At 34.3% G+C, this 19,091-nt stretch carries 16 protein-coding genes and 2 pseudogenes; 14 read left to right on the forward strand and 4 right to left on the reverse strand.

Annotated elements, in window-relative coordinates:
• The first annotated feature begins 560 nt into the window (after nucleotides 1–560).
• From hisH to wecB, 5 genes and pseudogenes are all read left to right on the forward strand, one after another.
• Entirely contained in the window at nucleotides 561–1,190 is a 630-nt protein-coding gene (hisH, locus tag ACUN2T_RS25350) for an imidazole glycerol phosphate synthase subunit HisH (protein ID WP_445495603.1), read from the forward strand.
• Nucleotides 1,184–1,942, forward strand: a complete 759-nt coding sequence (locus ACUN2T_RS25355) for an AglZ/HisF2 family acetamidino modification protein (protein WP_445495604.1) — start codon at nucleotides 1,184–1,186, stop codon at nucleotides 1,940–1,942. Before hisH ends, ACUN2T_RS25355 begins: the two co-directional genes overlap by 7 nt.
• A gap of 70 nt (nucleotides 1,943–2,012) precedes the next feature.
• Nucleotides 2,013–3,119 (forward strand): N-acetyl sugar amidotransferase, encoded by a 1,107-nt coding sequence (locus tag ACUN2T_RS25360; protein WP_445495605.1) that lies wholly within the window; start codon nucleotides 2,013–2,015, stop codon nucleotides 3,117–3,119.
• Between the two features lie 151 nt (nucleotides 3,120–3,270).
• Entirely contained in the window at nucleotides 3,271–4,380 is a 1,110-nt protein-coding gene (locus ACUN2T_RS25365) for a glycosyltransferase family 4 protein (protein WP_445495606.1), read from the forward strand.
• Nucleotides 4,381–4,385: 5 nt separating this feature from the next.
• Nucleotides 4,386–5,456: pseudogene (wecB, locus tag ACUN2T_RS25370) on the forward strand (non-hydrolyzing UDP-N-acetylglucosamine 2-epimerase).
• Between the two features lie 230 nt (nucleotides 5,457–5,686).
• Here wecB and ACUN2T_RS25375 read toward each other — a convergent pair.
• Nucleotides 5,687–6,715: pseudogene (locus ACUN2T_RS25375) on the reverse strand (IS630 family transposase).
• Nucleotides 6,716–6,955: 240 nt separating this feature from the next.
• On the opposite strand from ACUN2T_RS25375, the gene ACUN2T_RS25380 reads away from it, so the two are divergent.
• From ACUN2T_RS25380 to trmL, 9 genes are all read left to right on the forward strand, one after another.
• Complete coding sequence (locus tag ACUN2T_RS25380) at nucleotides 6,956–7,333, forward strand: glycosyltransferase family 2 protein (protein ID WP_445495607.1); 378 nt, start codon at nucleotides 6,956–6,958, stop codon at nucleotides 7,331–7,333.
• 76 nt (nucleotides 7,334–7,409) lie between these two features.
• Entirely contained in the window at nucleotides 7,410–8,435 is a 1,026-nt protein-coding gene (locus ACUN2T_RS25385; RefSeq protein WP_445495608.1) for an IS630-like element ISPlu3 family transposase, read from the forward strand.
• Between the two features lie 277 nt (nucleotides 8,436–8,712).
• Nucleotides 8,713–9,882: a nucleotide sugar dehydrogenase gene (locus tag ACUN2T_RS25390; RefSeq protein ID WP_445495609.1), complete on the forward strand. Its 1,170-nt coding sequence runs from the start codon at nucleotides 8,713–8,715 to the stop codon at nucleotides 9,880–9,882.
• Nucleotides 9,883–9,984: 102 nt separating this feature from the next.
• The gene (locus ACUN2T_RS25395) at nucleotides 9,985–10,752 is read left to right on the forward strand and encodes a glycosyltransferase family 2 protein (protein ID WP_445495610.1); all 768 of its coding nucleotides are present in this window, start codon (nucleotides 9,985–9,987) and stop codon (nucleotides 10,750–10,752) included.
• Nucleotides 10,753–10,937: 185 nt separating this feature from the next.
• A complete protein-coding gene (locus ACUN2T_RS25400; RefSeq protein WP_445495611.1) occupies nucleotides 10,938–11,537 on the forward strand; it encodes a sugar transferase in 600 nt (199 codons plus the stop codon).
• A gap of 10 nt (nucleotides 11,538–11,547) precedes the next feature.
• Nucleotides 11,548–12,729: a DegT/DnrJ/EryC1/StrS family aminotransferase gene (locus ACUN2T_RS25405; protein WP_445495612.1), complete on the forward strand. Its 1,182-nt coding sequence runs from the start codon at nucleotides 11,548–11,550 to the stop codon at nucleotides 12,727–12,729.
• Between the two features lie 335 nt (nucleotides 12,730–13,064).
• Entirely contained in the window at nucleotides 13,065–14,945 is a 1,881-nt protein-coding gene (locus tag ACUN2T_RS25410) for a polysaccharide biosynthesis protein (protein WP_445495613.1), read from the forward strand.
• 34 nt (nucleotides 14,946–14,979) lie between these two features.
• Nucleotides 14,980–15,996, forward strand: a complete 1,017-nt coding sequence (galE, locus tag ACUN2T_RS25415; RefSeq protein WP_445495614.1) for a UDP-glucose 4-epimerase GalE — start codon at nucleotides 14,980–14,982, stop codon at nucleotides 15,994–15,996.
• A gap of 84 nt (nucleotides 15,997–16,080) precedes the next feature.
• The gene (trmL, locus tag ACUN2T_RS25420; RefSeq protein ID WP_445495615.1) at nucleotides 16,081–16,569 is read left to right on the forward strand and encodes a tRNA (uridine(34)/cytosine(34)/5-carboxymethylaminomethyluridine(34)-2'-O)-methyltransferase TrmL; all 489 of its coding nucleotides are present in this window, start codon (nucleotides 16,081–16,083) and stop codon (nucleotides 16,567–16,569) included.
• Nucleotides 16,570–16,666: 97 nt separating this feature from the next.
• Here the strand turns inward: trmL and cysE are convergent, their stop codons facing one another.
• From cysE to secB, 3 genes are read right to left on the reverse strand one after another with little or no spacing between them, the layout of a single operon-like run.
• The gene (gene cysE / locus ACUN2T_RS25425; protein WP_046974528.1) at nucleotides 16,667–17,488 is read right to left on the reverse strand and encodes a serine O-acetyltransferase; all 822 of its coding nucleotides are present in this window, start codon (nucleotides 17,486–17,488) and stop codon (nucleotides 16,667–16,669) included.
• Between the two features lie 52 nt (nucleotides 17,489–17,540).
• Nucleotides 17,541–18,563: an NAD(P)H-dependent glycerol-3-phosphate dehydrogenase gene (gene gpsA / locus ACUN2T_RS25430; RefSeq protein WP_445495616.1), complete on the reverse strand. Its 1,023-nt coding sequence runs from the start codon at nucleotides 18,561–18,563 to the stop codon at nucleotides 17,541–17,543.
• The gene (secB, locus tag ACUN2T_RS25435) at nucleotides 18,563–19,039 is read right to left on the reverse strand and encodes a protein-export chaperone SecB (protein ID WP_445495617.1); all 477 of its coding nucleotides are present in this window, start codon (nucleotides 19,037–19,039) and stop codon (nucleotides 18,563–18,565) included. Before secB ends, gpsA begins: the two co-directional genes overlap by 1 nt.
• Nucleotides 19,040–19,091 lie beyond the last annotated feature (52 nt).

Raw genomic sequence — 19,091 nt, forward strand, 5'->3', positions numbered from 1 at the left:
TTTTTGCTGCTTATATGAAGAAAAATAAAATAGAAAATATGGCTTTACTCATAATAAAATTATTAGTTTTTATTAGCCTAACGTCACTAATAGAATTATTCATATTTGAGTACTCATACCTTGCTGATTATTTCATAAGGAGGTTGATTTTTGTTGCATCCTTAATACAGAATTATTATCTTAATGAAATCAGCATTCCTGATAACTTTTTATATGGAAAAAGACTCACCGACTCTGATGTTACTTTTTACATCGGTGAAAAATATTTTCATAATCAAAGCACCAATGCCAACACAAATACCTTTTTATATTATTTTTTAAAATATGGACTAATAGGATATATGATAAACCTAATTTGTATCTTTATAATTTTCATGTATCTAGATCTATTATGGTTAAAAACAAAAAAAATAGAAATAATAGCCGCATCAATTCTATATAGCTTTCTCCTAATAGAACAATCTTTTACAACTGCTCTAATAAGCTCGGGCATTTTATTGCTCATAATTATATTATCAATTACAAAAAAATCGGATAACATTTATAGTAGAAGATAAAACATGTTAATCACAATAATAGATTATGGAATGGGTAATAGCAGTTCCATTCAAAATATACTCAGAAAAGTCGGATATGATTCTGTCATTACTTCTGATTTAGAAATTATATCAAATTCTAATTTTATCATCTTACCCGGAGTTGGAAGTTTTGACTATGGGATGAAAAAATTATCCAATTCTGGTATACAGACTATACTTAGCAAAAAAGTAATTAAAGAAAAAACCCCATTCCTTGGAATATGTTTAGGAATGCAACTATTATTTAATACTAGTGAAGAAGGTACTGCAAACGGACTATGCTGGTTAAAAGGTAACGTTAAAAAATTTAACAACCAAGAAGATAGGAATCTAAAAATTCCACACATGGGATGGAATTATATATCATTAAAAACTAACAATAATTTATTTCAACAAGATCCTGATAATCCCGATAGATTCTATTTTGTACATTCTTATTATGTAGAATGCCAAGATAATGAAAATATACTAACAACGACAAATTATATTAATGAATTTGTAAGTTCAGTTAAAAAAGATAATATTTATGGTGTTCAATTCCATCCAGAGAAAAGCCATAAATTCGGAATGTTTTTCTTTAAGAATCTAATTGAGTCTCACTGTAAATGCTAAGACACAGAGTTATCCCCGTACTATTATTCAATAACGATGGTCTCCAAAAAGGTAGGATATTCAAAAATCATCGTTATATAGGAGATCCGATCAACGCTGTAAAAATATTTAATAATAAAGAAGTAGATGAATTAGTATTATTAGATATAGAAGCAAGTGTGAAAAATAAGGAAATTAATTTTGATATTTTAAAAGAAATTGCTTCAGAAGCATTTATGCCGCTTTCATATGGAGGAGGAATAAAAAATATTAAAGATATAGAAAAGATATTTTCTATAGGATTTGAAAAAATTATTTTGAATACAAGTGCAGTTAATAATCCTAAGCTCATTCAAGAAGCAAGCTCACTGTTTGGTTCTCAAAGTATAGTTGTCTCCATCGATGTCAAAAAGAATTTTATAGGTAAATATATTATATATACCAAATCTGGGACACAAAAGTGTACATTGAACTTCAAAGAACACATAAGAAATATAGAAAGTCTTGGTGCAGGAGAAATAATTTTAACCTCAATTAATAATGAAGGAACAAAAAAAGGATTTGACACCGTTTTAATAAAAGAAGCATCTCATTTCACAAATATTCCTATAGTTATTTCTGGTGGCGCAGGCTCATTTAATCATATAAGAGATGCAATTAATTCTGGAGCTCAAGCTTCAGCAATAGGAACCATGTTCACCTTTTATGGACCTAATGATGGAATTCTACTGACTTACCCCAATCATAAAGAAATTAATAGTTTATCATCGTAGTACTAAGTAGTACTAATTTTATTAAGAGCAAATTTATATGAAAAAATATCAAGTGTGCACGAGATGTGTAATGGATACCACAGATCCAACAATATCATTTGATAGCAATGGAATCTGTAATCATTGCAATGATTTTGATAATAAGACAAGCAAATTATGGTATCCAAATGATCTTGGGAAAGAAAAGCTAAATAATATAATTGATAAAATAAAATCATCTAAGAAAAACGAAAAGTATGATTGTATAATCGGTCTCAGTGGTGGGATAGACAGTGCATATTTGGCAGTTATATTAAAAGATTATGGATTAAATCCGTTAGTAATTCATATTGATGCTGGTTGGAATAGTGAATTAGCCGTCTACAATATAGAACAGGTTATAAAGCATACCGGATTCGACTTTCATACACATGTTATGAATTGGAATGAAATTAGGGATCTTCAAGTAGCATATTTAAAATCCGGAGTTGCAAACCAAGACGTAGTACAAGATCATGCATTCTTCGCCACCTTATATCACTACGCTATAAAACATAAAATTAAATATGTAATCAGTGGTGGTAATATAGCAACAGAATCAGTATTTCCAACTAGTTGGCATCACTCAGCAATGGATGCTATTAATCTCCATTATATACATAAAAAATTTGGCGTAAAAAAATTAAAAAACTATAAAACTATAAGTATATTCCAATATTATTTTACTTATCCATTTATACATAAGTTTAGAACTATACGACCATTAAACTATCTCCCTTACAATAAAAGAGATGCATTAATTTTTCTAAAAGAGAAAATAAATTACAAAGATTATGGAAGGAAACATGGGGAATCAGTATTTACAAAATTTTTCCAAAATCATTATTTGCCGACTAAATTCAATTACGATAAGAGAAGGCCTCACTTATCTAGTCTTATATTAAGTAAACAATTAACTAGAGAAGAATCACTATTAGAATTGGATAAGCCATTATATGATGAAGGTGAATTAAGAGAAGACTTTTCATATATCGCGAAGAAATTAAAAATCTCAGAAAATGATCTAAATGAATTCATTCGATCACCTGGAAAAAATTATAGTGAATATAAAAACTGGGATAGTTACTTTAAATTTTTCAAAAAAATTCAGCAAATTGCCGAAAAAATAATTAACAAGAATATAAAAAACTACTCTTAGAAAATTATAAATGATAAAATCAAATCATTTTCAGAGATAATTTTAAGTATATTATTCATAAACCTTATTTCTATTTTAGAATTTCATAAAAATTTATATTTTTCAACTTATAAAATTAAAACCAGAAGATACTTCGACATAGGAAATATTAATGAAAATAGCTCATATGACATCTGTTCATTCTCGTTACGATACTAGAATTTTTTTCAAAGAATGTATTTCCTTACAACAAGAAAAATATGATGTCTCTCTTATTGTTGCTGACGGAAGGGGAAATGAAACAAATAAAAATATTAATATTTATGATGTTGGTTTATTACCTAGTCGCTTAAATAGAATACTCAGAACAACAAAGCTAGTTTATAAGAAAGCCTGTGAACTAAATGCGGATATTTATCACCTTCATGATCCAGAACTAATCCCAATTGGACTTAAATTACTTAAAAAAAATAAAATAGTAATATTTGATGCTCATGAAGATGTACCAAAACAATTATTAAATAAACCATACTTAAATAAATATATACTTAAATTCCTATCAAAAGGATTTTCTTTATACGAGAGGTGGGCAATATCAAAATTTAGTGGTGTAATTACAGCAACACCTATTATTCGTGATAAATTTCTATCAGTAAATAAAAAAACCATAAATATAAATAATTACCCAATATTAGGGGAATTACAAGCTGAATATAAAGATTGGAATAATAAAAAAAATCAGATTTGTTATATAGGTGGAATAAGCAAGATAAGAGGTATAAAAGAAATAATTAACTCGATGGAATATATCACAACGCCGAATATACAACTTAAATTAGCAGGAAGCTTTGCGGAAAATGACTTTAAACAAGATGTAAAAAAAATAAAAGGCTGGAATAAAATTGACGAAACAGGATTTCTTTCTAGAAAAGAGGTAAAAAAAACCTTAGAGGAATCTTTGCTAGGTCTGGTTACTTTGCATCCTACTGACAGTTATGTGGAAGCTTTACCTATAAAGATGTTTGAATATATGAGTGCAGGCATTCCTATTATTGCATCCAACTTTCCACTTTGGAAAAGTATTATTGAAAAAAATAATTGTGGATTATGTGTTGATCCTTTAAATCCAAAGGAAATTGCAAAAGCCATTGATTATATTGTTAATAATAGAAAAATAGCGGAAGAAATGGGTAACAATGGACTTCTGGCAGTGAATAAAAAATACAATTGGGATATTGAACAGAATAAACTTATTAAATTCTATCAACAATTTGGAAGTTAATGAATATGAAGAAGATCATCACAGTATTAGGGGCAAGACCACAATTCATTAAAGCAAGTCCAGTATCTCGTGCTTTAAAAAAGCATAATAAATTTAAAGAAATTATCATTCATACAGGTCAACATTTTGATACTAACATGTCTGATATATTTTTTAATGAATTAAAAATTCCTCATCCTGATTACACTCTTAATATTCATGGCGGCTCTCATGGTGAAATGACCGGTAAAATGCTCATTGATATTGAAAAAGTACTAATTACAGAAAAGCCCGATGCGGTCATGGTATATGGTGATACTAACTCCACTTTAGCTGGTGCATTAGCGGCGTCTAAATTACATATTCCGGTTATACATGTTGAATCCGGTTTGCGTAGTTTTAATATGAATATGCCAGAAGAAATTAATAGAATATTAACAGATAATATTAGCTCAATTCTTTTCTGTCCAACAGATACCGCAATCAACAACCTACAGCGAGAAGGCTTCGATTCAAAACCGGTTGAGATAAGAAAAGTTGGAGATGTTATGGAAGATGCTGCTTTATATTTTAGCCAAATGGCAAAAAAACCTGATGGGCTGAATTCTATACAAAACTTTATATTAACTACACTGCATCGTGCTGAAAATACAGATAACCAAAAACGTTTAACTGAAATAGTTAGCTCATTAAATTATATACATAAAACAATTTATCCAGTTGTTTTTCCACTTCACCCAAGAACTAAAAAAATGTTAGAGAAATATGATTTACATTTAGATGTCCATTTAATTTAACCCATTGGATATTTAGAAATGCTCTGGCTACTTAAAAACACAACTATAGTTATCACAGACAGTGGAGGACTACAAAAAGAAGCTTTCTTCTTCCGGAAGCCTTGTGTAACAGTTAGGGATCAAACTGAATGGGTAGAATTAATTGAAGCTGGTGTGAACAAACTCTCAGATGCTGAAAGTAAAAAAATAACTCAATCAGTTCATGATATTATGGGTATTAATATAAACATAGTTCAATCCATGTACGGTGGTGGTGTCGCTGCTCTAAGAATTGCTAGTGAATTAGAACAATTACTATAAATTTATTATTCATAAATCACTATGAAAATTTTATAAATATTAAGGTAGAATCTTGATAGAATCATTTTCTATAATCGCCTATTACGAATATCTTACTTCCTATTCCCATAAGGCTATTTTATTTTTAACTTTGTCAGTGCCCTAACTATCCTTAATAATTACACCTATTTGGGATAGGATTCTAACCAATACAGATTAGTAAAAACCATATTTTATATACCCAAGAAACTTCAAGATGCAGTTTTTAGCACCTGAAAATGGTCGTTAATTCTAGACATCAGCGAGTCCGCTATATCCGGTAGCGTTGTGGTGAAAAATTTGAAGACTTTGTCTCGAAATTCATGTTTATCAGCGAAATAACGGTTATTTCGAATATGTTCATTCATGACCTTCCATAATCGCTCTATCGGGTTTAAATTTGGGCTATAGGGAGGAGGAAGGTAATGTAATTCAATATTGCTAACATAAGCCCACTCCTTCACAAGATGAGCTTTGTTGTCACCCACTCCATCCACAATAAGATGAATTTTTTGATGATAGTTAGGATAAGACTTTCTTATTTCATTGAAAAAACAGCAAATATTGTAGTCATTGAGGGTTTGATATTCCTGGAACACCGTATGACCAATGGCATTCAGGTTGAGTGCACCCAATATATTCAGGCGAGTTCGGCTTCCTGTTGTTTTGACTGTTTTTTTCTCGCCTTTTCGCATCCAGCCATAACCGAGTTTAGTGCCTTGAGTCGGGTGAACAGCATCAAGAAAAAGGATGGGTTCATCTTTCGCTGTGATTTTAAGATTTTCATAATATTCAATAAATTGTATCTGTTTTTCTGCCTCGAATTTATGAGGGACACCACAAGGTTTTTTATAAGAAAAACCCTGACGGTGTAGCCATTTATTCATGCCGGGAATGCTAAAGGTAATATTCCAGAGCTGAGCAACATAGGCCACGATTTCATGGGTGTGATGGAAAAGGTGTTGAGATAAGGGGTTGATTAAAAAATCAGTTTGTTCTCGGGAAAGCAAACTATCAGACCCTCCATTATCAGATTGAAGTTTCCCCTGATTGAGGTAATCACCGATATGGCGGTCAACGGTGGTCTGATGGAGTCGCAATGCCTAGGCTATCATCACAGAACTCCACCCTTCAGAAGCCAGAAGGATAGCTTTTATTCTGTCTCGTACCTGACCATCACGAGTGGTGTCGTGAAGACGTTCAAGTTTGATTTTTTGTTCTGATGTAATAAATATTTTCATAGCGAGGATAATGATCTCCATTTCGGATAAAATCAAGCATCTTCAATGATTACGGGTATATATCAAAAACATCGGCAATGAAATATGAATAGTTTAATTTCTATAATAATGCCCACATATAACTCAATTGAACATATTGAACATATTGAACATATTGAACATATTGAACATATTGAACATATTGAACATATTGAACATAGTATTAATTCAGTTTTAAAATAAACATACTCTAATTGGAAATTGTTAATTACAGATGATTATTCAACTGATAATACTTTTGATCTAATTTCAAAATATGCATCTATGGATTCTAGAATAAAGGTCTTTAGAAACGAAAAAAATTTAGGTGCTGGGGCAAAAAGAAATAATAGCATAAGAAATGCAAGCGGTATATTTATTGCCTTCTTAAATAGTGATGATATGTGGCATCCGGCCAAACTAGAAAAACAGATTTATTTTATGATCAATAAAAATTGTGCTCTCTCTTATAGTTATTACCAAAAAATAGACGAAAAAGGTCAACTATTAAGTGTTATTAATCCACCGATAACAACAAGCAGTAAAAAATTATTATTTACAAATGGTCATAGGCTGTTGGACAGCTATTTACGACACTGAGAAAGTTGGGAAGGTATATACCCGTAATCATTGAAGATGCTTGATTTTATCCGAAATGGAGATCATTATCCTCGCTATGAAAATATTTATTACATCAGAACAAAAAATCAAACTTGAACGTCTTCACGACACCACTCGTGATGGTCAGGTACGAGACAGAATAAAAGCTATCCTTCTGGCTTCTGAAGGGTGGCGTTCTGTGATGATCGCCCAGGCATTGCGACTCCATCAGACCACCGTTGACCGCCATATCAGTGATTACCTTAATCAAGGTAAACTTAAATCTGACAATGGAGGGTCTGATAGTTTGCTTTCCCGAGAACAAACTGATTTTTTAATCAATCACTTATCTCAACATCTTTTCCATCACACCCATGAAATCGTGGCCTATGTTGCTCAGCTCTGGAAGATTACCTTTAGCATTCCCGGCATGAATAAATGGCTACACCGTCAGGGTTTTTCTTATAAAAAACCGGGTGGCGTCCCTCATAAATTCGACGCAGAAAAACAGCGACAATTTATTGAATATTATGAGAATCTTAAAGTCACAGCGAAAGACGAACCCATCCTTTTTCTTGACGCTGTTCACCCGACTCAAGGCACCAAACTCAGTTATGGCTGGATGCGAAAAGGCGAGAAAAAAACCGTCAAGACAACAGGAAGCCGGACTCGCCTGAATATATTGGGCGCGCTCAACCTGAATGCCATTGGTCGTACGGTGTTCCAGGAATATCAAACCCTCAATGACTACAATATTTGCTGTTTTTTCAATGAAATAAGAAAGTCTTATCCTGACTATCATCAAAAAATTCATCTTATTGTGGATGGGGCGGGTGACAACAAAGCTCATCTTGTTAAGGAGTGGGCTTATGTTAGCAATATTGAGTTACATTACCTTCCTCCCTATAGCCCAAATTTAAACCCAATAGAGCGATTATGGAAGGTCATGAATGAACAGGTTCGAAATAACCGTTATTTCTCTGATAAACATGAATTTCGAGACAACGTCTTCAAATTTTTCACCACAACGCTACCGGATATAGCGGACTCTCTGATGTCTAGAATTAACGACCATTTTCAGGTGCTAAAAACTGCATCTTGAAGTTTCTTGGGTATATATGCCTTTAATAAGAAAAAGACAGGACATGGCTCTTTGGCTTAAAATAATGGATATGTCAAGGAAAACTTATGCAATACCTGAAGTTTTAGCTCAATTATAGGATATCTAAAAATAACCTGTCTGGTAATTCTATCGTAAAGTTTTAAATTTAGTATTAAAATAAAATCAATAATTTATTTCTCTTCACATGTTTTTTTCGGATTCCTGAAAAAAATAACCACTTTACTAGTAAAAAATCACTATATAAAGAAAAATTAGCATGAAAAAGATAGTTATCGCAGGGATTGGATACGTTGGTTTATCAAACGGAATCCTTCTATCACAAAACCACGAAGTTATTGCTCTAGATATTAATGGAGAAAAAGTTGATCTCCTTAATCAGAATAGATCTCCTATTTATGATAAGGAAATAGAATATTTTCTAAAAGAAAAAACTCTAAATTTCAGAGCAACTTTGAATAAAGAAGATGCTTATGATAACGCTGATTTCATTATTATAGCTACTCCAACTGATTACGATCCGAAAACTAACTATTTTAATACTTCATCTGTTGAAGCGGTTATTAAAGATGTTCTGAAATATAATCCAGAAGCTGTAATAATAATAAAATCTACAATCCCTGTAGGTTTCACAAATCAAATGAGAAAAAAATTCAGAACAGAAAATATCATTTTCTCTCCAGAATTTCTCCGTGAAGGTCGCGCATTGTATGATAATTTGCACCCATCAAGAATTGTAGTTGGCGAACGCTCAGAAAGAGCAACGGTTTTCGCCAATTTGCTTGTTGAAGGTGCTGTTCAAAAAGATATTCCAATCCTCTTTACTGACTCAACAGAGGCAGAAGCTATAAAACTATTTTCAAATACTTATTTGGCAATGCGTGTTGCTTATTTCAATGAATTAGATAGCTATGCTGAGGCCCAAAGCTTAGATTCTCGTCAGATAATTGAGGGTGTATGTTTAGATCCCAGAATTGGCTATCATTATAACAACCCATCTTTTGGTTATGGTGGTTACTGTTTACCAAAAGATACTAAACAACTTTTATCCAATTACCAAAATGTGCCTAATAATATTATTGGTGCCATCGTTGAAGCAAATCGTACTCGTAAGGATTTTATTGCCGACTCTATTCTCAGCAAAAATCCTAGAATTGTTGGGGTTTATCGCTTAATTATGAAATCTGGTTCAGATAACTTCAGGGCATCATCCATTCAAGGGATCATGAAACGTATCAAAGCTAAAGGAATAGAAGTGGTAATTTTTGAACCAGAAATAAAAGAAGAAGAATTTTTCCATTCAAAAATCATACGGAATCTCACTTATTTTAAGGATATCTCAGACGTTATCATTTCAAATCGAATGACTTTAGAGCTCAATGACGTAAAAGATAAAGTCTATACTAGGGATCTATTTGGTAGTGATTAATAAGCCAACACGTTATAATTTACATATTAATCCCTACGTGAAATTTTAATATATTCTTCAATATATATTATATAAAAAACTAATAGGATAGAAATTTATATCATGAAAGAAGGTAGCAATAAAGTAATAGTTTCCATTATTATGCCAAGCTATAATTCATCTAATTTTATTGAACAGTCAATAAATTCGGTATTGCAACAAACATTCTCTGATTGGGAGCTATTGATTATTGATGATTGCTCTAAAGATAACTCTATTGAAATAATAGAAAGATTCAAAGATGATAGAATTAAACTTCTCCCTTTAAGCAAAAATATAGGTGCAGGTGAAGCAAGGAATGTTGGCCTAAGATTAGCTAAAGGTAAATATATTGCATTTATAGACTCCGATGATTTATGGCTACCTAAAAAACTAGAAACTCAAATTAATTATATTATAGACAATCAGGAATTAGCTGCTATATGTACAGGTTATAGTTTTATAAATGAAGAAAATGAAGTTATTCGTGGAAAGGTTATTCCCAACAAAAAAATCACCCTTGATAACTATATGCAGAATACATGTATTGGCTTCTCAACATCAATGATAAACAAAAATGTCACAGGTGAATTCTATTTAAACAAAATAAGATTACATCAAGATGCCCATTTATGGATAAACTTATTATCACAAGGCTTCAAAATAGCCGGTTTACAAGAAGACCTAGTTAAATATAGAGTTAGAATTAATCAGATATCTGGCAATAAATTCATGTCAGCAATAAAAATACTAAAATTATATTGGTCTTTTAAAGAAATTCCTTGGAAAAATAGATTATTTAACTTTATATATTATAGCATCAATGGAATATTAAAAAGATTAAATAAATAAGAAGCCTATCTCTTCTTAAGTTTAGATAATTAATCTATTACTATGAATTTAGCGATTATAAGTCTATATATATTATTTTAATCCTTAAAGAAACTCTAAATATAAGTACCTCTAAATTTTATATTATCATGCTCTTATAAAAATTCTGAGGTTAAATATATGTACGCTATTGATGTCTAACTGATATGAAAAAATCACAAACTACCCTCAAGAGAACGTTTGATCTTATATTATCAATATCAATTATTTTGATTATATTTCCTCTAATATTTATAAGTTGGCTTATTTCTACCGTTGAAACAAGGTCTAATGGTTTTTTCTTACAAAAAAGAATAGGACGAAATGGGAAAATATTTTCAGTTATTAAAATAAAAACAATGCGACCAATTATTAAAAATGAAAGCAGATCGTCAATCACTTCTGAGAATAATCAATTGATTACGAAAAGTGGTCGTTTTTTTAGGAAGTACAAAATCGATGAACTGCCTCAATTAATTAATGTGATAATTGGTGATATGAGTTTTGTTGGGCCTCGACCTGACGTTCCTGGATATGCAGATAAGTTAATTGGGGATGATAGAATCATTCTTAAATTAAAACCAGGAATAACAGGTCCTGCATCAATAAAATATAAGAATGAAGAGGCCTTACTAAAAGAAAAACCTAATCCTAAAGAATATAATGACCTCGTTATCTGGCCTGATAAGGTAAATATTAATAAGGAGTATTACCTAAAATATTCCTTCCTTAAGGATATAAAATATATTATGTATACATTAAAATAATGAGATGAAAATGTTAAATACACATTTTTCCCCTTGGCCATCTTTTACAAATGAAGAAGCCAAAGCAGTTGAAAAAGTATTACTTTCTAATAAAGTTAATTACTGGACTGGAAATGAATGCAAGACTTTTGAGAAAGAATTTGCAGCATTTACTAAGTCAAAATATGCGATTGCTCTTGCTAATGGGACAGTTGCCATAGATATTGCACTACACGCATTGAATATTGGTGTTGGTGATGATGTTTTAGTCACTTCTAGAACATTTTTAGCTTCCGCATCATGTATTGTCAATGCTGGAGCCAACCCTATATTCGCTGATGTTGATTTAAATAGCCAAAATGTCACCTCTGTTACTCTTAATAATGCTCTAACACCAAGAACTAAAGCTGTAATAGTTGTACATTTATCAGGTATGCCAGCAGACATGGATGAAATCATCAATTTTGCCAATCAACATAATCTTTTTATTATTGAAGATTGCGCACAGGCTCACGGTGCAAAATATAAGGGCCGTTCAGTAGGTACTTTTGGTCATATTGGTGCATGGTCCTTTTGCCAAGATAAAATTATGTCAACAGGTGGTGAAGGTGGTATGGTAACAACAAATGATTTTAATCTTTGGTCTATAATGTGGAGTTATAAAGATCATGGAAAAAATTTTGATGTAGTACATAATCAAGAGAGTAAATCAGGTTTTAGATGGTTGCACGAGAGTTTTGGCACTAATTGGCGTCTTACAGAAATGCAAGCAGCTATCGGACGTATTCAATTAAAAAGATTACCAGAATGGATTAAAATACGTTCCGAAAACTCAAAAATACTCACTAATACATTAGAAAAATTTGACTGCATCAGAATTCCTATTGTTCCTGACTATATACAACATGCTTGGTATAAGTATTATGCATTTATTAAACCTGACTTATTATCAGAAAATTGGACACGAGACCGCATAATTGAAGAACTTAATAAACTTGGCGTTCCTTGTTATCAAGGAAGCTGCTCTGAAATATATTTAGAAAAAGCATTTGATAATACGATCTGGCGTCCCAAAGTTCGACTAAAGAATGCAAAAGAGCTTGGTGAAACAAGCTTGATGTTTCTGGTACACCCAACATTAACTCTGGAAGAGATGGAGTTAATGGGTAATTTGATATGTCAGGTATTAAATAATGCTAAAAGAAAAAAATAGTATCATGTTTTTATTTAAAATTTAATTACAAGATCAAATTAGCCGAATCTCTTTAGTGATCTTGAGCTGTATTAATAAGGCACTAAAGAGATTATTATTACTAAGTTATAGCCTATCATGATAGGCTCAACCTACGATCTAATAAAATATAATTCTTATTGATAAATGGGTAAAAATACTTATTTCTACTAAGTCAATATTGGTTTATTTTCTAATCATTAGATTTAGTTAATATATATATCTAATAAATACACTATTATAATATTTTGAGATTTTAATATTCTTATCATAAGAATTTCATATTTGTTAAAATATTATCTAATTAATCAAAAATTATGAATGAAAAAACAATTATTAATAAAAGTAAAGATAGATTAATAAAAACTATAATCCTTCTAATAGCTGATATACTGATGATTATTGCCTCATATTGGCTTAGTATGTGGTTACGTTTAGATAGAGAAATCCCAATTAATAGCTTTAAGCATTGGCTAGTAATCATATTCATAATACCTTGCACTCTATTTATCTTCTTAAAAATTGGCTTTTATAGATCTATAATAAAATACGTTAATATCAGTATATTAAAATGGGCGGTCATTGGTTCATTTCTATCTGCTCTATTATTAACAGCATTCTCTTTATATCAGCAGGCATTTCTACCAAGAACCGTACCTATTATTTATTTTTCTTTTCTGATTACATCACTCTGCGGTACAAGATTTTTATATAGAACACTACGTAATTTACTAAAAGATAAAGGAGTTCCCGTTATTATCTATGGAGCAGGAGAATCTGGTCGGCAACTTTTACCCATATTGAAAGAACATAGAGAATTCGACCCTGTTGCCTTTGTTGATGACAATGCTAAATTACATAATTTATCTATTCATGGGGTTTGCGTCTTCTCTCCAGAGAAAATAACATGTTTAGTAGAAAAATATAATATAAAGAAGATATTATTAGCCATACCCAGCGCTTCAATATCCGATAGAAAAAAAATAATTGAGAGACTACAAAAGAAGCATTGTGAAATACTTACAATCCCAAGCTTTAATGATCTGGTTGAAGGGAAAGCACAAATAAACTCACTAAAACGGGTTTCTATTAATGATCTTTTGGGAAGAGAACAAGTTAATCCACTACAAGATTTGCTATATGAAAATATTAAAAATAAAAATGTCCTTATTACAGGGGCAGGTGGCTCAATAGGATCAGAGCTATGCCGGCAAATCATCACTCAGTCTCCATCTCAAATGATATTATTTGAGCTAACAGAGTACTGTCTTTATTCAATAGAAAAAGAGCTACAAAAAATAAACTTAGAAAGAGAGCTTAATATAAAAATTATTCCTATTTTAGGTGATATAAAAGATTCAGATAAGATAAATAAAATAATAAATAAATTCAATATTAATACAATATATCATGCAGCTGCATATAAACATGTCCCACTTGTAGAAATGAATACGATAGAAGGTATAAATAATAATATCTTTGGTACACTTTCTCTTGCTAAAGCAGCAATTAATCAAAATGTTGACAAGTTCGTATTAATATCTACAGATAAAGCTGTCCGCCCTACCAATACAATGGGAGCAACGAAAAGATTTGCAGAGCTTATACTGCAAGCTTTTGCTAAAGAAAACAGCCATACAAAATTCTCAATGGTCCGTTTTGGTAACGTTCTTGGCTCATCTGGCTCCGTTGTACCACTGTTCGAAAAACAAATAAAAAATGGCGAACCAATCACGCTAACTCATAAAGATATTACGCGTTATTTCATGACAATTCCGGAAGCCGCCCAATTAGTTATCCAGGCCGGAGCGATGGGTAACAATGGAGATGTTTTTGTTCTGGATATGGGAGAACCAGTCAAAATATATGATCTTGCCTGTAAAATGATTAATCTGTCTGGTTTGACAGTTAAAGATGAAACCAATCCTCACGGTGATATAGAAATCAAAATTACTGGATTAAGACCAGGCGAAAAGCTTTATGAAGAGCTATTAATTGGTGATAACGTTTCTGGCACAAATCACCCTAGAATAATGACAGCAAATGAAGCTTTTTTGCCTTTGGAAAAATTAGATTCATTATTAAATGCTTTAAAGATATCTTGTGAAAATTATGATTTCGAGAGTATCAGGAAGATTCTTGTTAATGCTCCTATTGAATTCCACCCCAAAGATCATATTTACGATCTTTTAAAATAGCATCTAAACTTTCTAACCTGTTAAAAGAAACGATATGACCATACTAATCACCGGTGGAGCCGGCTACATCGGCTCACACACAGTATTAGCACTTCTGGAAAGAGGAGCTGATGTTGTTGTTATCGATAATCTCTGCAACTCATCACCAGAGTCTCTTCGTAGAATTGAAAAGATCACTGGCAAGTCAGTGAAGTTCTATCAAGGTGATGTACTTGATTTAAATTTACTGAATCAAATATTCCAAGAAAATAACATTGAATCTGTGATTCATTTCGCAGGCTTAAAAGCGGTTGGTGAATCCACCAGAAAGCCTCTTGAATATTATCAGAACAATGTTACTGGTACTTTAGTTCTGTTGCAGGCTATGCGTGCCAATGGCGTACATCAACTGATTTTCAGCTCATCTGCAACGGTTTATGGCGATCCTGAATTTGTCCCACTAACTGAAAATGCCAAAGTAGGTGGTACAACTAACCCCTACGGCACCTCCAAGCTGATGGTCGAACAGATTCTAAAAGATTTTGCCGCTGCCGAGCCAAGTTTCAAAATCACCAGTCTGAGATATTTCAATCCTGTTGGTGCACATTCATCAGGTATGATTGGCGAAGATCCTAATGGTATTCCTAATAACCTGTTGCCTTATATCACTCAGGTCGCGATTGGTCGTCTGGAATGTTTATCCATTTATGGCAACGATTACCCAACCAAAGATGGTACCGGTGTTCGTGACTATATTCATGTGATGGATTTAGCTGAAGGCCATATTGCTGCTATTGACTATCTGGCTAAACAACAATCTTATGAGGTATTCAACTTAGGCACTGGTACTGGTTATTCTGTACTTGAGCTACTTCATGCTTTTGAAAAAGCAGCAGGTAAAGCAATTCCATACAAGATAACAGATAGACGCCCTGGAGATATTGCTGAATGTTGGTCTGATCCATCCAGAGCTCGCAATACTCTTGGCTGGCAAGCGACACGTAATATTGATGATATGATGCGTGATAGCTGGAACTGGCAGAAGAATAATCCTAATGGTTTTCGTATCTGAGAAACTGTCACCCACGCCTAAATAAATCCCCCTGCATCCCTACTCAATTTCTGCTAATCTGTACCCCTCGTTTCTGGGGGGTATATGCTAAACATCGTCTTATTTGAACCTGAAATCCCGCCTAATACCGGTAATATTATTCGTCTTTGTGCCAATACTGGCTTTCAATTACATCTGATTCAGCCTCTGGGTTTTACCTGGGATGATAAACGGCTGCGTCGGGCCGGGCTAGATTATCATGAGTTTGCCAATATCAAACAGCATCATGATTATTATGCTTTTTTAGAAAGTGAAGGGTTAACAGGGGAATCTTCTGCCCGGCTGTTTGCACTCACCACGAAAGGAACGCCGGCACACAGTGCGGTAAGTTATCAGGATGGGGATTATTTGATGTTCGGGCCGGAAACCCGAGGGCTACCATCTTATGTTCTGGATAATCTGCCACCCCAACAAAAGATCCGTATCCCAATGCTGGCAGACAGCCGAAGCATGAATCTTTCTAATTCAGTTGCTGTTGTGGTTTTTGAAGCCTGGCGGCAATTGGGTTATTCAGGTGCTTTATTGAAAGCGTAATTGCCATTGATTAAAGTTAATGCCGTGCATCTAATCCACGGCATTTTTGACTATTCAGTTTTGTGAACGCTATTTCTCAATGCAGTTATTCACAAAATCAAATCCCATCACCATACTCAAAGCCATTGTTGATACCATTAAAATGCTGGTTCATATCCAATGATGGCTTTTCGCTTTCAGGTTTACCGACAATGCGGGCAGGCACACCAGCAGCTGTTGTGTGTGGTGGAACCGAACGAAGGACGACTGAGCCGGCACCAATTTTTGCCCCACGACCAATTTCTATATTACCCAGTATTGTCGAACCCGCGCCAATCATCACCCCTTCCCTGACTTTCGGATGACGATCACCCCCTGTTTTACCTGTACCACCAAGGGTGACGGATTGCAGGATAGAAACGTCATTCTCCACCACCGCCGTTTCACCAATCACGATGCCGGTAGCGTGGTCAAGCATGATGCCACAACCAATCTTGGCTGCCGGGTGAATATCAACACTAAAAGACATCGAGATTTGGTTTTGCAGGTAAATAGCCAGAGCCTTACGCCCTTCCCCCCATATCCAATGGGCAATACGATAGGCTTGCAAGGCATGGAATCCTTTGAGGTAAAGCAGAGGCGTTGAGTATTTATCTACCGCAGGATCACGTAAGCGCACCGCTATGATGTCGCGGGCAGCAGAGACTATCATTTTCTGATCTGAGCTATAAGCCTCTTCTACGATCTCTCTGACAGCAATAGCCGGCATAATCGGCGTAGCCAGTTTATTAGCCAACATATAACTTAGAGCACTACCAAGGTTTTCATGCTTGAGTAATGTCGCATGAAAAAAACTGGCTAACATCGGTTCACATTCAGCCAGTGCTCTCGCTTCTGTTCTTATGTTTTTCCAAACTTCGTCCAATTCTTCCAGCGACATGTTTTTTACTCTCACAGTTAGAACCTATCTTTTTTATTAGATTTTTTCTGATTCAAGAGCGTACATTATCGCTCTCGTCCTTTCTGGCTCTTCCTAATAATGCTTGAGCAGCTTCTATCACGTTTTTATTGCAATACAGTATTTGATAGATTTGTTCTGCAATCGGCATTTCCACACCGGCACGTTCGGCCAATGCGCGTACTTCTTTGGTGTTGCGGTAACCTTCAACAACCTGCCCAATCTGATTCTGAGCTTCTTCGACGCTAATTCCCTGCCCCAGCATCATGCCAAAGCGACGGTTACGTGATTGGTTATCTGTACAAGTTAAGACCAAATCGCCCAATCCCGCCATGCCCATAAAGGTTGAAGGATCAGCGCCAAGAGCGGTACCCAGGCGACTCATTTCTGTTAATCCTCGGGTAATCAGCGCAGTACGAGCATTAGCGCCAAACCCCATGCCATCAGATATCCCCGCACCTATAGCAATCACGTTTTTTACGGCGCCACCAAGTTGAACGCCAATAAAATCAGGATTTTTATAAACACGGAAGCTTTTGCCACAGTGGAACAGTTGCTGAAGTTCATCACTAAAAGCAGATTCAGTGGACGAAATCGCTATCGCTGTGGGTAAACCCGCCGCTAATTCTTTCGCAAAGGTTGGGCCAGAAAGCACCGCCAACGGTATTTTGTCGCCTAATATCTCTCGGGCCACGTCCTGTAATAATCGGCCAGTATCCGCTTCCAAACCTTTAGTTGCCCAAACGATCCGCGAATCAGGCAGCAGATGGGGTTTTACCTGTTTTAACACTTCACCAAACACATGGCTGGGAACCACAACAAGAATGTTGCGGCTTGCTGTCAGTGCTTTTGTCAAGTCTGTTTCAAGCAATAAGCTGTCAGGGAAGGAGACATCCGGCAGAAATTTCTGATTACAACGTGCCTGTTGCAATGCCTGAATATGCTCTGGGTCATGCCCCCAAAGCACAACATCATGACCATTACGTGCCAAGGTAATGGCTAATGCGGTGCCGTATGAACCGGCACCGATAACTGTCATAGAAACAGTACTATTCATTAAGCTTCCTGTGGAGCTTGTTCATCATTCTGAGGCTGCTCTGCTTGCTGTTGCAGGTAGTTCATGAACAGAGCATCAAAGTTTACCGGAGCCAGGTTGAGTTGTGGGAAGGTACCACGGCTCACCAAGTTGGTGATGCATTCACGGGCATATGGGAACAGGATATTCGGGCAATATGCACCCAGGCAATGAGCCAGCTGAGTTCCTTCGATACCTTCAATAGAGAAAATACCGCCTTGCTGTATTTCACACAGGAATGCCGTCTCTTCACCCAGAGCTGCTGTCACAGTTACACGCAGAACAACTTCATAAACCCCCTGTGCCAACTCACTGGAAGCCGTATCCAGATCGAGCTTTACTTCCGGCTGCCATTCCTGTTGGAACACCTGCGGTGCGTTTGGCGCTTCAAAAGAGATATCTTTGGTGTAGATACGTTGGATCTGGAAAGCCATTTCTGTGTTGTTTTGTTCTGACATAATAATTGTTACCTTTAGATGTCCTTATTAAATTTTTTACGTGAATGTCTCC

The sequence above is a fragment of the Photorhabdus machadonis genome, from assembly GCF_052657765.1.

Excerpts from the sequence above, each read along its gene's own strand:
- ACUN2T_RS25355 (WP_445495604.1), top strand. The coding sequence starts at position 1,184 with ATGCTAAGACACAGAGTTATCCCCGTACTATTATTCAATAACGATGGT.
- ACUN2T_RS25385 (WP_445495608.1), top strand. The coding sequence starts at position 7,410 with ATGAAAATATTTATTACATCAGAACAAAAAATCAAACTTGAACGTCTT.
- ACUN2T_RS25390 (WP_445495609.1), top strand. The coding sequence starts at position 8,713 with ATGAAAAAGATAGTTATCGCAGGGATTGGATACGTTGGTTTATCAAAC.
- ACUN2T_RS25365 (WP_445495606.1), top strand. The coding sequence starts at position 3,271 with ATGAAAATAGCTCATATGACATCTGTTCATTCTCGTTACGATACTAGA.
- trmL (WP_445495615.1), top strand. The coding sequence starts at position 16,081 with ATGCTAAACATCGTCTTATTTGAACCTGAAATCCCGCCTAATACCGGT.
- hisH (WP_445495603.1), top strand. The coding sequence starts at position 561 with ATGTTAATCACAATAATAGATTATGGAATGGGTAATAGCAGTTCCATT.
- ACUN2T_RS25410 (WP_445495613.1), top strand. The coding sequence starts at position 13,065 with ATGAATGAAAAAACAATTATTAATAAAAGTAAAGATAGATTAATAAAA.
- ACUN2T_RS25400 (WP_445495611.1), top strand. The coding sequence starts at position 10,938 with ATGAAAAAATCACAAACTACCCTCAAGAGAACGTTTGATCTTATATTA.
- gpsA (WP_445495616.1), bottom strand. The coding sequence starts at position 18,563 with ATGAATAGTACTGTTTCTATGACAGTTATCGGTGCCGGTTCATACGGC.
- ACUN2T_RS25395 (WP_445495610.1), top strand. The coding sequence starts at position 9,985 with ATGAAAGAAGGTAGCAATAAAGTAATAGTTTCCATTATTATGCCAAGC.
- galE (WP_445495614.1), top strand. The coding sequence starts at position 14,980 with ATGACCATACTAATCACCGGTGGAGCCGGCTACATCGGCTCACACACA.
- cysE (WP_046974528.1), bottom strand. The coding sequence starts at position 17,488 with ATGTCGCTGGAAGAATTGGACGAAGTTTGGAAAAACATAAGAACAGAA.
- ACUN2T_RS25360 (WP_445495605.1), top strand. The coding sequence starts at position 2,013 with ATGGATACCACAGATCCAACAATATCATTTGATAGCAATGGAATCTGT.
- ACUN2T_RS25405 (WP_445495612.1), top strand. The coding sequence starts at position 11,548 with ATGTTAAATACACATTTTTCCCCTTGGCCATCTTTTACAAATGAAGAA.
- secB (WP_445495617.1), bottom strand. The coding sequence starts at position 19,039 with ATGTCAGAACAAAACAACACAGAAATGGCTTTCCAGATCCAACGTATC.